Genomic DNA, 14177 nt, shown 5'->3' on the forward strand with positions numbered 1-14177 from the left:
GTGAATGATAATCAAAAGGCGTGTCTATCGAAGTAAGTCGATCCTATCCGTGACGCTGGCGTTAGCCGTGATGTTCAGCTCGGCTGTTTCTGCTTGGGGTAATTCCGTTGATGAGTACGCAAGCACCGGAGTACCAGGGGCGGTCGTTATGGAAGATTTTGAATCGGTAACAAATTTGTTTGCATCCTCCGCAAGGGGAAAGGCCCAGCTGGATGTAGTGGGGAGGCCGGAGCCAATCTATTACGGACATCACGCTGCAGCTCTAACTTATGATTTTGTGGGCAGCGAATCCGGCACCTCGGCAGCATATCTCAACTTCAAAGACCCGGACGGTTCTACCGGCAGAAGCGTCCCCGGTTCACCGACTGCCCTCGGTTTATGGGTTTACGGCGATGGCGGGAACCATTGGCTCCGGGCCCAGCTTCAGGATTCCTCCGGCGGCAAGCATGCCGTGGATTTAACGTCTACCTCCGGTTTTAGCTGGAAGGGATGGAAATACGTCAAATTTAACGTTCCCTCTACCATCAAGGCTCCTCTCAAAGTGAATCAAATCTATATCACCGAATTAAAAGATACGAATAAAAACAAAGGCACCGTATACTTCGACAGGCTGTCCGCATTCTATACGGGTTCCCAGGTGTACGGGCTCGACATTGGCGGGCTGACGCCCATGGGCGTTGGAGAAACGGTGAAACCCCAAGTATATGCAACCTATGAAGGACAAACGGAACCTGCATTATTAACAACCGGCGTGAAACTCACCAGCAGTGACGACAACATCGCTACGGTGACAGGCGCTACATACGACACCATTGAAGCAATGGCGCCGGGAACGGTAACCATAACGGCTGAATACGGAGATGCGCCAAAATCTCAGTATGAGCTTCATATTACGCAGGATGTGCCAGCCCCTGGAGAATTGCTGTTATCCGGGCCGCTGCATATGGAGACCAGTCTTACCGGAAAAATGAGAACCAGCGTGGTTTACTCCGTCTACGGAAACCAGACGGATCCTGTATGGCTGACTGAAGGAATTAGTTATGCAAGCGATCAACCGGGCGTTGTATCGGTAGATCAAGCTGGTCAATTGACCGCAGTTTCTGCGGGAACGGCAGGCATTACAGCAATGTACCGCGGAGTAACCGCACAGCATGCCATTACGGTGACGGACCCGGTTCCGGTTCTGCAGAGCATCGAACTTCAAGGTCTTACAGCGGTTACGGTTGGAGACTCCTTCGAGACGGCGGTGTCCGCAACCTACTCCTGGATGGAGGAGCCGGTGATCATAACGGAAGGTGTTACGTTTACCAGCAGTAATCCGAGTGTAGCCGCTGTCGACGATAAAGGAGTGGTATCCGGCTTGAAAATAGGTTCCGCTAGAGTAACAGCCACATTCCAAGGAAAGACCAGCTCACTCTACATTACGGTGAATAAAGCCGCCGAGCATCCGAAAACCGAGATGAGAGCCGCCTGGATTGCAACCGTCGACAATATTGACTGGCCCGCCAAAGGAGTCACCGATCCGGATCAGCAGAAACAGCAGTTTATCAGCCTGCTTGATCAGCTGGAGGATGCGGGGATGAACGCGGTCATTATGCAGATCAAGCCGACGGCGGATGCATTCTACCCGTCCAACTACGGGCCATGGTCAGAATGGCTGACGGGAGTTCAGGGCAAGGATCCAGGGTACGATCCGCTGGCATTCCTGCTGGAGGAAGTCCACAAGCGGAACATGGAGTTTCATGCCTGGTTTAATCCATACCGCATCAGTCTTCAAGGAGATGTCAACAAACTTGTGGCAGACCACCCGGCCAGGCAGCATCCGGAGTGGGTCGAAGTTTATGGCGGCAAGCTGTATTTCAACCCGGGGATACCGGAGGCACAGCAGTTTATCATCGACGGGATTATGGAGGTCGTTCGGAATTACGACATCGACGCCGTGCATTTTGACGATTACTTCTACCCGTATCCCGTAACCGGCGTGGATTTCCCGGATACGGACACCTTTAACCAGTACAAAGGCTCTTTTACGAATAAGGGCGACTGGAGAAGAAATAACGTCAATCAATTCATTCAGAAGGTGAACGAAGCTATCAAGGCCGAGAAGAGCTACGTGAAATTCGGCATCAGCCCGTTTGGTATCTGGAAAAATAAATCCAGCGATCCGACCGGCTCTGAAACCAATGGTCTCGAGAGTTACAATGCCATCTATGCCGACTCGAAGAAATGGGTTGAAGAAGAGTGGATCGATTATATCACGCCTCAGATTTATTGGAATATCGGTTATTCCGCTGCCGCTTACGATAAGCTGATCGATTGGTGGAGCGCGATTGTGTCCGGCAGGAATGTTCATCTATACAGCGGACAAGCCGTATACAAAATCGGGTCGAATGCCGATTGGTCCAATCCCGAAGAGATGCCGAACCAGATCCATTACAACCGCAACTTTGAGGAAGTCCGGGGCAGCATGTACTTCAGTTCCAAATGGTTTAAGGATAATGCGCTCGGATTTACCGACAGACTGAAGAACGATCTGTATCGATATCCGGCATTGATTCCGGCGATGCCTTGGATCGATTCGGAAGCGCCGACAGCGCCCAAGAAGCCCAAGGCTGATCACGAGCAGGATGGTGTGAAGCTAAGCTGGAAGTCGACAGATGACGAGACGTATTATGCGGTCTATCGTTTTGATGGCAGAGGCTCCGGCAGTGTTCAAGATCCGTCGCATTTGTTAGGAACTCTCCGAAAAACCGCCGATAAGACGCAATTCTTTGTTGATCATACCGCAGCGGGGGGACAAACTTACACGTATGTTGTGACGGCTGTCGATCGTCTGCATAACGAGAGTGCCGCAAGCAAACCGGTCACGGTGAAAGTGAAACATCATGGTAAGCCTGGAAAGCCTCCGGTGAACCCACCGGGGAAACCGAACAAACCGTGAGTTTACATCCTTACTGGTTAACGGTTGGTTTACTTCCCTAAGTAAGAAGTCGCTTTAGAGAGCGGACTGGCCCGCATCAGGTAAAGGGACACCCCGGCTTATAGCCTTGGGGCGTCCCTTTTGCGTTTGTTCCAATGGACATGCTGCGTGATACAATAGGTGCATTACGACCTGGAGTGTGGTGTATGTTCAAGAAATTAGGAATGGCATTGGTTTACGCCGCCATAGGTGGTCTTGTGTATTTTTATGGAGATACCATATTGGTCTGGATTCGATCGACAGACAGTATGACGCTGATCATGTTCATGGCTGTCATCATGGCCTTGTTTCCGGTGATCCCTTATCCGGTGGTAGGAGGCGTAATCGGTGCCGCCCTCGGGCCGGTTATCGGTGGAATCGTCACTTGGGTCGGCTCTACCGCTGCTTCCATCCTCATGTTTATATTCATCCGATACGGGTTTCAGGAATGGGGCGACCGGGTGCTTTACCGTTATAACAGGCTGGGAAAAGTGACAACGATGTTCGAACGGAACGCCTTTATGACCATCCTGTTTACCCGGTTGATCCCGTTTATTCCTTCCATTGTCATCAATGTGTACGCGGCTCTCAGCAAGGTAACGTTCTCATCTTACAGCATCGCGTCCGCGCTAGGCAAGATCCCTGCGATGCTGCTGTTCTCGATGGTAGGCGATCATCTGATGACCGACCCTTCCCACATCATGATAACCATTGGGGTATACGGCGTATTTCTCGGGATAACCCTGCTGGTTTACCGGTTGTCAGGCTTTGGCCGTTCGGGAAGAACGGAGGGCAAACGGTTATAATTGCTCAATGGATGAGGCGGGACCACTCCGTTCTGCAGATGCGGAGGTCTCGCCCTTTTTCTTTTGGAACCAAGCCCGAACCGCCTCGATCTCTCGCTGATCCATGCCGTTTAAGCTTTCGTTGATCTCGCTGAATATCATCTTCACCTGCAGAGACAGGAGTCCTCTTCTTCGCTGTCTGCGGGTGCCGCTGACCTCCATGGCGATAATCTGCGGTCGGCGTATATACCTGGTGGACATCGCAATGAAACGGCTGCGGATCGTCAGCTGTTTGTCCGTTACATTAAGTCCGGAATCCCGGTGCGAAAGGAGTCCCCAAGCTAACGAGAGCGGGAGGAGCAGAAGCGATAACAAACCGAGTTTGTCAAAATACCAAATGCATGCGCCGCTAACGATCGCGGCAAAAGCCAGCTTCCACCGCAGGTACATCCATTTTGCGCGGGGCGGCGGCGAAGCGGTAATAGGCTGAGCGCTGAATTGAGGCGTGACCCGATCCAGCAGCGCTGGAATATCTACGATCTTCAGTAGAGGATGAAGCATGAAATGCTTGTCGGACTCGGACGTAAGCACATGAACCTTCACTTCAGCGTAACCGAACCAGCGCCGGAATACGCCTTCTTTCACGGTAATGGCCAGCACTCGTTCGGGAGAGAAGAGCAGTCTTTTTCTCTCCAGCAGACCGCAGCTGACCGAGATTTGTTTCCCGATGCGCTCGACGGTAAATCCCGCATATTTGATCGTGTAGAGCACGGCGGAGAGCAGCCAGGATATGATGAACGCCACAGCGGCAATGCTGATCCAGCTCCCGGGCAGCAGCTTCCCTGCCGATTGAAACAGCGATTGGTACATTTGATCCGGGAGCAGGTCATCGGCAAAAGATAAAATACCGCCTACAAAGGCTAAAGCCAGAGACAGGTTGGGCGAGGAGAGCGCGGCAATGAGCAGGCGTCCCGAGGATAGCTGGAGCAGCGTGCTGCGTTCTTCCTCTGCCGTCCCAGGATCGTCTGCGGTATCTCTCCCGGCAGTAGCGCCGAAATCGGAACCCGTCAATGGATCGCTTCCGTATGCCATGTTCTGATTCGACGGTTGAATGGATTCGTGATTCTCTCGGGTTTCCGACGCTTGAACAGCTGCCCTCTCGCTCGGAGCGGGAAAGCTCTGATCGGATGGGTCGGAACTTTCATGAGCTTGGCGAACCTCCCGTTCCGTCTGCCTTGTTCGGGTTTGCTCGCGCAGCCAGCGCTGCAGCCGTTCGCCTTCGCTATTGGTGATGGCAGGCAGTATGCCGCCGCCTTCCGTTTTGCCCGGCGTTTCGATTCGGACCTGGGTGAGTCCCAGTATTCGCTGCAACAAAGGCTGCTCCAAATTCATGGAATGAATGCGGCCTGTATAGATGGACAACTCCTCACGAAACAGAACGCCGCGACGGATGAGGATTTTGTCCTCTTCTAACGTATAGACGAAGCGTTTCCACTTCAGATACCCGTACAGAAGCAGAAGCGAGACCAGGATGACGATGACGGCGGACAGCCAATACCAGGGGATATCGCGCAGCGATTTTCCGTTAAGGAATTTGATGGATACGAGAGCGGCGATGGGAATGAGTGATTTTACGCTGCCTACGAGCGGGAACAGGATGAACAGCCGGTGCAGTCTTGTCGGTTCATTCATCGTGATCCACCACTTTGGCCAGCTCGCCGATCTGTTTTTTCAGTTCCTCTGCATCTTCCAGCTTGAGCGCCTGAATAACATGAGTCGTTGCGGCGGTAACGACCTTTACCTTGGCTAGACCATATTTACGAAGGAGCGGCCCCCGCTCAAGCTCCACATGCTGTACACGCGTCATCGGGACAAGGGTGTCACTGAGCCAGATCCAGCCGGAACGAAGCTCCAACTCTTCCTCGCTTACCTTGAAGCCGAATTGTTTGTAGGTGAAAGAGGGCACGGCCCAAGTAAACCAGGCTCCGAGAACCAGCAGTCCGATGGTGATCCAGCCCGGTATCAGGGTCCACCCGAATATAGCGGCGATGATCAGATAAGCTGCAGCAGCGAGCAGGATCACTCCATCCGTAATGAAACCCGTGATGCGGGAGATCGTTACGGAATCCGGGTGACATCTGCGCATATCGTCAAGCCGATTGTCCATATGTATGTTCCTCCTTGATGTTTAAGATTCAAACAGTCCTTCGCATTTATATGTATGTCTACGTTGCTCGGGAAGGATTCGTTTCATCCCGTCTTCCGACTTGCTTGCCGTGCTTATCATTGTAGCATAACGGGCGAACGAGCAATTGAACCAGACCTAACGGTTGCATGAACATATGCTGAATCTGTTAAGCTTGAGTTAAGGAAGAACTTGAAATGATCGAGAATGAAAGGATCGCGTGTAATGAAAATAGACCGGCTATTAGCCATAACCGTCCTGCTTCTGAACCGGGGGAGACTGAGCGCCAAGGAGTTGGCCGATCGGTTTGAAGTATCAAGCAAAACCATATATCGCGACATGGATACGCTATGCCAAGCCGGGATCCCGATTGTGGCCCACCAGGGAATATCCGGCGGGTTTGAAATTATGGAGCATTATATGATTGACAAGTACTGGCTGTCCGCCGAGGAGATGAGTGCGCTGGTTACAGCGGTTAAAGGGATGAGCAGTGCACTGGAGGATCAGCAGATGGGCATCCTGCTTGAGAAGGTAAAATCGCTGCTGCATAGGGTAGAGCAGGGGCTTGGCGATGAATATCGAAGGGAACCGGTGGTCATGGACTTTCAGCCTTGGGGACAGCGTCAAGGACTGAAACCCGCCGTGGGCCTGCTCAAAAAGGCTATTCAAGAAAAGCGCCGGGTCGTGATGGAATATATCGATAGCCGGGGCAACGTGGAGCGAAGAACCATTGAACCGGCATCCTTGATTCTGAAAGGAAATATTTGGTATGTACAAGCCTTTTGCCTGGAGCGGGAAGACTTTCGAATCTTTCGGTTATCGCGCATGCAGCATATCAAGATGCTGGATGAGACTTCGGAGACAAGAATGATACCGAGCATGGAACGCTTGGAATGGGTTTCCTCTTGGTCAAGCGCGCTGGAGCAGGAGACGGTGCTGCTATTCGAAGCTGCCGCGCGTCAGCGGGTGGCGGATATTTTTCCGCCGGAACGAGTAACCGTCAACCCGGACGGCTCTTTACGCGTTCGAGTGTTATACAAATTGGATGAGTGGTTTTACAGCATGATACTAAGCTTTGGGGATCAGGTGCTGATTGAACAGCCGGGCGAAGCGGCGGAGGAAGTGAAACGAAGAGCGCAATTGATTATGCAGCGATACGATAACCAGGACAGATAGATGTCCACGTTACCTCTTTAGAATAGAAACATATTCATCTCAAGGAGGAAACAACATATGAGTCATAGTCAACAGCAGAATCAAAGTGAACGATGGGTCGAGACTAGACCCGCCATGTTCATTCAGGGTGTCGGCGTTCGAACGACGAACGAAGCGGAGGCAGGACCGCAAGGCAAAATACCGCAGTTATGGGACCGGTATTTCCAAAGCGGGTTGCAGACGCAATTATCTGATAAGGATCAAGCCATCTATGCGTTGTACACGGATTACGAGAGCGATGCATCCGGGGCGTACACCTTAATTATCGGCAACAGGATGGATGAAGCTGTGGCAGTTGCGGCTTCTACGGAGGAGCTGCAGCAGGCTTCCGTCCCGGCAGCTAAGTACATGGTATTTCGGACAAGACGCGGCCCTTTGATGGAAGTCGTTCCGCAGGTGTGGCATGAAATTTGGAGTTATTTCCAGCAATCAGCCGATAAAAGGACGTATACCGGGGATTACGAACGCTATGACATGCAGGAGTTTGATCCTGCGAATACTGTGGTGGACGTATATATCGCGATTGAATAGGAGTTAATTTCGGCAGGGCGTTCCAGTGCCTGGAGTGGAAAGCGACTATTCTTCGGATGATATGACCTAACCCGGGAATACGCGATATTGGCTAATCATGAAGAAGAGGGTGATCCTACAATGGGATTACCCTCTTTATTTTACGATCCAAAGTCCGGCTTCTTGATCATCGTTATGAACGTAGTGCCGCCATAATCAAACGTTGCAACTTCCGAGAAGCCCAGCTGGGTATACAAGCGAATGGCTCGTTCATTGAATTTGGCAACGGTCAGCCGAAACGATTGGCGATTGTGAAATTTAGCGATGGATGCCAGCACGAACGAGAGGAACTCTTTTCCCCGGCCTTGTCCGGTCAATTCCGGTTTCATGCCAAGTCCCAAATCCAGCAGATCCTCGTCATATGCACCTAACGGGATTGCGATCGGAATTTGGGCTGATGAGCCTGTACAGCAAAAGCCGAAGAGCTGCCCTTCCTCGTCCAGTATGGCGTAATACGAACATTCCAGAATTTCTTTCCGAAACTCCTCATCCGGCTCGTTATTGTAGAAGTCATAGGGAGGTTCATAGCTCCATTGCATAATTTGATCGGCGTACGTTTCGGTCATGGCCGTGATACGAAGAGGCATTATTCTCATCCTTTGGGTTTGTTGATATAGGTTCCATCCCTATATCCTTTATTTCGATTTGGAAGTAAAAAAACCTTCTCTTCCGTGTTCATAGCCGGTCTAAAGGACCCCGAGCCACTATGGAAGAGAAGGCATCCATTCCGAGAAGGTTCAGCTTATTTGAACCCGGTTAGTGCCGATCCCGATTTCATGAAATACTTCTGTCCGAAGAAATAGATCAGGATCATGGGAATCGCCATGATGGTGGAAGCCGCCATCAGTTTTTCCCACTGCGCCCCGTGGTCCTGCTGAAAGCTTTGCAGGCCGACGGTGATGGTCCATTTTGCTGAATCGTTCAGATAAATGAGCGGGCCCATGAAATCCACGTACGACCAGACAAAAGAAAATAAAGCGACGGTGGCCAATGCCGGTTTCAGGATCGGCATGATGATCTTGACATATATTCGCAGCTCCGAAGCCCCATCGATCTTTGCTGCCTCGGACAATTCGGTCGGTAAGCCAAGCAGGAACTGCCGAAGCAAAAAGATGAAGAACGGTGCCCCGAAGAATGCGCCGATGGTAAGCGGCATGATCGTATTGACCCACCCGAGCTTGGTGAAGATGATGTACTGCGGAATCATCTGCACTTGCGCCGGCAGTATCATGGTCGCCACCACGATGGTAAAGATGATGTTCCGGCCCTTCCAAGGAATGCGGGAAATCGAGTAGGCTACCAGCGGTGCAGAGAATAGCTGACCGATGATATTCACCATACAAATCAGAAACGTGTTCATCATGTAGCGGGTAAAGGGAATAGCTGAAAGCGCCTCTTTATAATTCGACCACTGAAACGTCTCCGGGAAGATGCTCGGCGGGAACTCGAGTATCTCTTCCGGCGTCTTCAACGAGGTCATCACCAGCCATACGAATGGAAACAGAAAGATCACAGCGAATAGAAGAAGGACCAAATGCGGTATGATCACTCGCAGCCTGACAGCCATATTAATCACCTCCGTAATAGACCCAGCGGCCTGACGTTTTTAACAGGATGAACGTAATCAGCAGCACAATGATAAACAGAATCCAGGCGAGCGCCGAGGCATAACCCATCTTCAGAAAGACAAAGGCTTCCTGGTACAAATTGACCGCGTAGAACAGCAGCGATTGCTCCGGCCCGCCCAAAGAGCCGCTTCCATCCACCTTGCCTCCGGCCAGGATATAAGACTCCGTAAAGATTTGAAAGGCGCCGATCAACCCCATGATGAGCTGAAAAAGAATAATGGGGGACAGGGCAGGGACCGTAATCTTCCAGAACCGGTACCACCAGTTCGCTCCGTCTACCTGAGCCGCTTCATAATATTGCCTCGGCACGCCCTGAAGGGCGGCCAGGAAGATTAATGCGCCTGCACCTGATCCCCATAGGCTCATCAGGATAAGAGACGGTTTCGTATAGCGGGGATCAAGCAGCCACGCCGGGTCCGTTAAACCCAGGGTGCGAAGTGCCATGTTAACCAAACCGAAGTCGGGGTTCAGCATCCATGTCCACAAGAGAGCGCTTGCAACGATGGGTATGACGGATGGAAGGTAGAAGATGGTGCGGTAATAATTGATTCCTTTCACTTTGAAATTGAGCATCATGGCAATCAGCAGAGAGACCGCCAGCGTGATCGGCACGGATATGAACGCCATGAAAAAGGTGTTACCGAGCGACTTATAAAAGCGGTCATCCGCAAAGATTAACTCGTAATTCTGAAGCCCTACCCACTTGGGAGGGCTGAATAAATCGTATTCGGTCAGACTCAGGTAGAGCGAACCGAAGAACGGGTAGACCGTAAAAGCCAGAAAGCCGATAATCCAAGGAGAAGCGAACGCCAGGCCAAGGAATACATAATGACGCTCCTTCCGGGACCAGCCTGATACGCGTTTTCGTTGATTGGCTGCTGTGGTGACCTTCATCTTCGCGATTCTCCTTCCGCATTAAGTATTTAGTATGCAACTCCGCCCAATACATCGCTGCATTGGACAGAGCCTGCTTAGCTCATCATTTCACCAGCGGCTGAATCTTTGCCTTTACCTTGTCCAAGCCTTCCTCCATGCTGACGGTACCTCGGAGAATAGCATCATATTGCGCGCTGAATTCCGTCATGTACTCATTCGCGTAGGAAGAAGCCGGGAAGGACTTCAGGTTCTCGCTTCCTGAATAGTCCAGGAATTCCTTGAACCCGGGCACATCCTCATAGAGTGGATTGGAGAAAGCAGAGTTCCTCGTCGGGAGATTCCCAAGGGCAGCCGTAAATTCGGCCATTTGCTCCGGCTCGGTCATCCATTTGATGAATTTCCAGGAAGCGTCCGGGTTTTTGACGCCTTTCGGGATATAGAATACGCTGGTAGTCACATTTCCGGAGTTTTTAAATTCCGGGTTGTTCTCATCATAAGGAATCGGGGCAATGCCATAATTCAGATCAGGCGCGTATTGTTTGATGAAGGTGGGCAGCCATTCTCCGTCAATCGTCATCGCATACTTGCCCGAGAAGAACGGATTCTGTGCCGACATGTATTGGCCAAGTCCGGAAGAGAATCGATCCAGATTATCGGAACCGTATTGATCCCAGATCTCCTTCGAGAGCTTAATGGCCGATTGGATCCCGGGATGGTCCGGCGTCACCTGCTGCGTCGCTTCATCATAAAACGATCCGTTGAAGGCATAGCTGAACGTATACGCATCCATTCCGGGCCACAGTCCGAGCCGCTGGAGGCGCCCGCCATCCTCGACGATGCTCAGCTTTTTGATATATTCTTTAAGCTCGCTTATGGTTTCCGGTGGACCGTCATAGCCGGCTTCCTGCAATATATCCTTGTTGTAGAACAGCATGGATACATGCATGGCCGTCGGGATTGCATACGTCTTGCCTTCATGCTGGGACGTGCTTAGGGCGGCCGGCACGAAGTCCTTAAGATCCAAGCCGTCCTTCGTTATATAATCATCGAGCGGCATCATGGCGCCGCGCAGCCCCCACGGCACGACATTTTGTCCAAATTGGGATGCGATGTCCGGAGGATTGCCACCGGTAATCGCGGTAAGCTGTTTCTGATAGTCGCTTTGGGACAGCCCCTTTACTTGAATGTCGGGATTGGCCGAGTTCCACTTGGCAATCAATCGTTCCAATGCTTCCGCTTCCGGTCCGGTCCATCCGTACCAGAAGTCGAGCGTTACGGCATCCTGTGCAGGTGGATGATCGGATGGCTTGTCACCATCACTGCCTGATTGCGGCGCATTGCCGCCTGAGCATCCTGTTGCGATAGAGAACAATAGAATAAGGCTCCAGATCCAATGTTTCTTCTTACTCATTCCTCTTCCTCCCCTTGAGCTATCGTGTACAATCCGTGTAGCGTAATCAAAGTTCTATTAATTTCCCTCCCCAAAACAGTTGACTAAACAACCGGCCCTGATCCAGTTATTTGTAAGAATTATGGATATCGTAGCATGTAATAAAATCATTTCATTTCACTATCGTGTTCAAAAATAGGATTATCGTATGGCATTGAACGTTCTATTTGATCGCTTGTTTACGAAAGTCGGTGGGGGAGATGCCCGTGTATTTTTTGAAGATTCTGCAAAAATAGGAGAGTTCGTTAAAACCGGTGGAGTAGCAAACATCCGTGACGGTTAACTCCGGCTGCTTCAGCATCATCATGGCTTGTAGAATCCGCAGGTCGGTGAGATACCGGTTGAATGTTTTGCCTGTCCATTCTTTGAAGAGGATGCAGAACGTGGACCTTGATAAATTCGATAGGGTGCATAGATCATTTATATTCATATCTTCCTGGTAGTGGTTATGGATGTGATCAACGACTCTTGTCATGATCCCCCGGTATTTCTCTGATTTCTCGAATCCTTCTCTGAGCAGTTCACCGTTGACCTGCCGTACCAGAATCGAGAGGAGGATAAGCAGCTTCGCCTTGAGCGCTATTTGAAAAAAAGGGGTACGTCTCTCGTATTCAATCAGCATGTCCTTCAAGACATTTTGGACCGTTACGTCGGTAACGGTGTCCAGCGTTATTTTGGCCTGGGCGTTCATTTCCTTGCGCAAAAAGTATTCCAGGAACGCCACATCGAAAAAAGCATGATCTGTTGGCATTTCCTGAAATCTCTCGTTCACAAAGGCAGGCATAAATTCGCATCCGTAAATCTCGATGTCCTCTTCGGGTGAAATGCTGACACTGTGCAAGGTAAATGGAGGTATAACAAAAATATCGCCTTTGGAGATCTCGTACGCCTGCTGATTGACGGTGTGTTGGAATCCCCCTTTCGCCACATACCAAATCTGAAAATAATCATGACAATGCGTCCATAAGCTCTGTTGATAGGTCAATTTATACATTTTGCACGGAAGACCTTCCAACATTTCCATCTTTGAGTTAAAATAAACGACACCTGATCCAGTTAGTTCTTCAAGATCCACCTGACTCCAATAAATACTCAATGTTTTACCCTCCCCTATTGATTTCCTTCAGAATTAAGAAAACGCTTTCAATTTAGGTGTCAGCTATTTTCTTAAAGATGATTATCCCTGAAAAACAAATCGTGTACAGCATTCCTCTTCCTGCCCTTTGAAATATGTTTCGCATTCGCAAACATCCTATTTCTAGGGGAACGTGGGGTTGTTATGAAAATTGTATATTTGGATGGTTTGAGAGGTTTAGCTGCCTTGATCGTGGTCGTATCTCATTTTTTTCAGGTGTTTGCACCGTCTGTTTTTGAGGGGAGGAAGGAGATCGTGCATTTCGCTTTCGAGGGGATTGCCGCGCGAACACCGTTCAATCTGCTGTTTAACGGCAACTTCTCGGTCTGTCTGTTTTTTGTGTTGAGCGGATATGTGCTTAGCTATCGATTTTTTCAAACCCGGGACAGGCTCGTCATTTATTCGTCTGCCATTCGCCGCTATTTTCGTTTGGCCGTACCCGCCTTGGTGTCCGTTTTGCTTGCTTATCTGATTCTCGTTCTGGATCTCGGAGCGTACGACAATATACGCGGAGTGACGTTATCTTCGATGCCGGATCCGTTTGCTGCTGACGCCAATCTGTTGGTCATGCTGAAGGAAAGCCTGTTTCATACCTTTTTCACGTATGGATCGCAATACAATCCCGTGCTTTGGACGATGACCTACGAGCTGTTTGGATCATTTCTGATTTTTGTTATTCTAGTAACTTGTGGCCATCATGGGATTCGTTATGCCGTTTATGCCGTCCTTATCTGCGTATTCATCGATTCCTATTACCTGGGATTTATATTGGGCATGCTGCTCAGCGATGTAAAGAATAGCAGGAGGGACTGGCTGGCATCTATCCATCGGCCCTGGATCCATATCCTGCTTCTCTGTATCGGTATTTACACAGGCTCCTATCCCTATGTCGCACCGCAAGGAACGATTTATTCGCTTCTTCAATGGGGAGCTTCCGATTTTAATTTCTTTGTGTTCTATCATGTTATCGGATCCTTCCTCATCCTAGGGGTCCTGTTGAATTCGAACCGAATGCAGTCGATATTCAGCCACAGGTTTTTTGCTTATTTGGGTAAAGTCTCTTTTTCGTTGTACCTTGTGCACTTCACCGTTATTTGTTCCCTAGGGAGCTTTATATTTCTGTTTCTTAGCCCGCTTCTAACCTATGGCTCCAACGTGCTGTTTACAACGATCATCACGTTCCTGGTTATCGCTGTCACGGCCCATGGGTTCTACAGGCTGATTGATGCCCGGATATTGCTCTGGTTAACGCGGTGGAACAAGCGGCTGTTCTCTGCTCAGAAATTAAGGGGACTGGGACATAGTGGGCAAGTACAAACGGACCAGATCATGAAGGCCGATTAAATCAATACAGATCCGTTTATTTCAGCGTGT

The 14177-nt window shown here is 50.3% G+C and carries 12 protein-coding genes; 5 read left to right on the forward strand and 7 right to left on the reverse strand.

Features of this window, described 5'->3' with window-relative positions; all coding sequences use genetic code 11:
* Positions 1-4: 4 nt before the first annotated feature.
* Together MKX98_RS07070 and MKX98_RS07075 are read left to right on the forward strand one after the other, a co-directional pair.
* Positions 5-2941, forward strand: a complete 2937-nt coding sequence (locus MKX98_RS07070) for a family 10 glycosylhydrolase (RefSeq protein WP_339222280.1) — start codon at positions 5-7, stop codon at positions 2939-2941.
* 185 nt (positions 2942-3126) lie between these two features.
* Positions 3127-3765, forward strand: coding sequence for a TVP38/TMEM64 family protein (locus tag MKX98_RS07075; protein ID WP_339222282.1), 639 nt, complete (start codon positions 3127-3129; stop codon positions 3763-3765).
* On the opposite strand, the gene MKX98_RS07080 is transcribed toward MKX98_RS07075, so the two are convergent.
* Both MKX98_RS07080 and MKX98_RS07085 read right to left on the reverse strand, forming a co-directional pair.
* A complete protein-coding gene (locus MKX98_RS07080) occupies positions 3760-5436 on the reverse strand; it encodes a PH domain-containing protein (RefSeq protein ID WP_339222285.1) in 1677 nt (558 codons plus the stop codon). The genes MKX98_RS07075 and MKX98_RS07080 overlap by 6 nt on opposite strands.
* Positions 5429-5911 (reverse strand): PH domain-containing protein, encoded by a 483-nt coding sequence (locus MKX98_RS07085; protein WP_339222287.1) that lies wholly within the window; start codon positions 5909-5911, stop codon positions 5429-5431. The genes MKX98_RS07080 and MKX98_RS07085 overlap by 8 nt, the downstream gene beginning before the upstream one ends.
* 243 nt (positions 5912-6154) lie before the next feature.
* Between MKX98_RS07085 and MKX98_RS07090 the strand changes: the two genes are divergently transcribed.
* The gene (locus tag MKX98_RS07090) at positions 6155-7105 is read left to right on the forward strand and encodes a YafY family protein (RefSeq protein WP_339222289.1); all 951 of its coding nucleotides are present in this window, start codon (positions 6155-6157) and stop codon (positions 7103-7105) included.
* A gap of 57 nt (positions 7106-7162) precedes the next feature.
* On the forward strand, positions 7163-7675 hold the full coding sequence (locus MKX98_RS07095; protein WP_339222291.1) for a GyrI-like domain-containing protein: 513 nt from the start codon (positions 7163-7165) through the stop codon (positions 7673-7675).
* Between the two features lie 140 nt (positions 7676-7815).
* On the opposite strand, the gene cpaA is transcribed toward MKX98_RS07095, so the two are convergent.
* From cpaA to MKX98_RS07120, 5 genes are all read right to left on the reverse strand, one after another.
* The gene (gene cpaA / locus MKX98_RS07100; RefSeq protein ID WP_220687501.1) at positions 7816-8301 is read right to left on the reverse strand and encodes a capreomycin N-acetyltransferase CpaA; all 486 of its coding nucleotides are present in this window, start codon (positions 8299-8301) and stop codon (positions 7816-7818) included.
* A gap of 155 nt (positions 8302-8456) precedes the next feature.
* Positions 8457-9281, reverse strand: a complete 825-nt coding sequence (locus tag MKX98_RS07105; protein ID WP_339222293.1) for a carbohydrate ABC transporter permease — start codon at positions 9279-9281, stop codon at positions 8457-8459.
* Between the two features lies 1 nt (position 9282).
* Entirely contained in the window at positions 9283-10236 is a 954-nt protein-coding gene (locus MKX98_RS07110; protein ID WP_339222295.1) for a sugar ABC transporter permease, read from the reverse strand.
* 85 nt (positions 10237-10321) lie between these two features.
* Complete coding sequence (locus tag MKX98_RS07115) at positions 10322-11629, reverse strand: ABC transporter substrate-binding protein (RefSeq protein ID WP_339222297.1); 1308 nt, start codon at positions 11627-11629, stop codon at positions 10322-10324.
* A gap of 202 nt (positions 11630-11831) precedes the next feature.
* Positions 11832-12764, reverse strand: a complete 933-nt coding sequence (locus tag MKX98_RS07120) for an AraC family transcriptional regulator (protein ID WP_339222299.1) — start codon at positions 12762-12764, stop codon at positions 11832-11834.
* 183 nt (positions 12765-12947) lie between these two features.
* Between MKX98_RS07120 and MKX98_RS07125 the strand changes: the two genes are divergently transcribed.
* A complete protein-coding gene (locus MKX98_RS07125) occupies positions 12948-14147 on the forward strand; it encodes an acyltransferase (RefSeq protein ID WP_339222301.1) in 1200 nt (399 codons plus the stop codon).
* The last annotated feature ends 30 nt before the right edge of the window (positions 14148-14177 follow it).

The sequence above is a fragment of the Paenibacillus sp. FSL W7-1332 genome, assembly GCF_037969785.1.
Classification (GTDB): domain Bacteria; phylum Bacillota; class Bacilli; order Paenibacillales; family Paenibacillaceae; genus Paenibacillus_AQ.

Coding starts and splice junctions, on each gene's coding strand:
- cpaA (WP_220687501.1), bottom strand. CDS start 8,301: ATGCCTCTTCGTATCACGGCCATGACCGAAACGTACGCCGATCAAATT.
- MKX98_RS07095 (WP_339222291.1), top strand. CDS start 7,163: ATGAGTCATAGTCAACAGCAGAATCAAAGTGAACGATGGGTCGAGACT.
- MKX98_RS07090 (WP_339222289.1), top strand. CDS start 6,155: ATGAAAATAGACCGGCTATTAGCCATAACCGTCCTGCTTCTGAACCGG.
- MKX98_RS07080 (WP_339222285.1), bottom strand. CDS start 5,436: ATGAATGAACCGACAAGACTGCACCGGCTGTTCATCCTGTTCCCGCTC.
- MKX98_RS07105 (WP_339222293.1), bottom strand. CDS start 9,281: ATGGCTGTCAGGCTGCGAGTGATCATACCGCATTTGGTCCTTCTTCTA.
- MKX98_RS07085 (WP_339222287.1), bottom strand. CDS start 5,911: ATGGACAATCGGCTTGACGATATGCGCAGATGTCACCCGGATTCCGTA.
- MKX98_RS07075 (WP_339222282.1), top strand. CDS start 3,127: ATGTTCAAGAAATTAGGAATGGCATTGGTTTACGCCGCCATAGGTGGT.
- MKX98_RS07125 (WP_339222301.1), top strand. CDS start 12,948: ATGAAAATTGTATATTTGGATGGTTTGAGAGGTTTAGCTGCCTTGATC.
- MKX98_RS07070 (WP_339222280.1), top strand. CDS start 5: ATGATAATCAAAAGGCGTGTCTATCGAAGTAAGTCGATCCTATCCGTG.
- MKX98_RS07115 (WP_339222297.1), bottom strand. CDS start 11,629: ATGAGTAAGAAGAAACATTGGATCTGGAGCCTTATTCTATTGTTCTCT.
- MKX98_RS07110 (WP_339222295.1), bottom strand. CDS start 10,236: ATGAAGGTCACCACAGCAGCCAATCAACGAAAACGCGTATCAGGCTGG.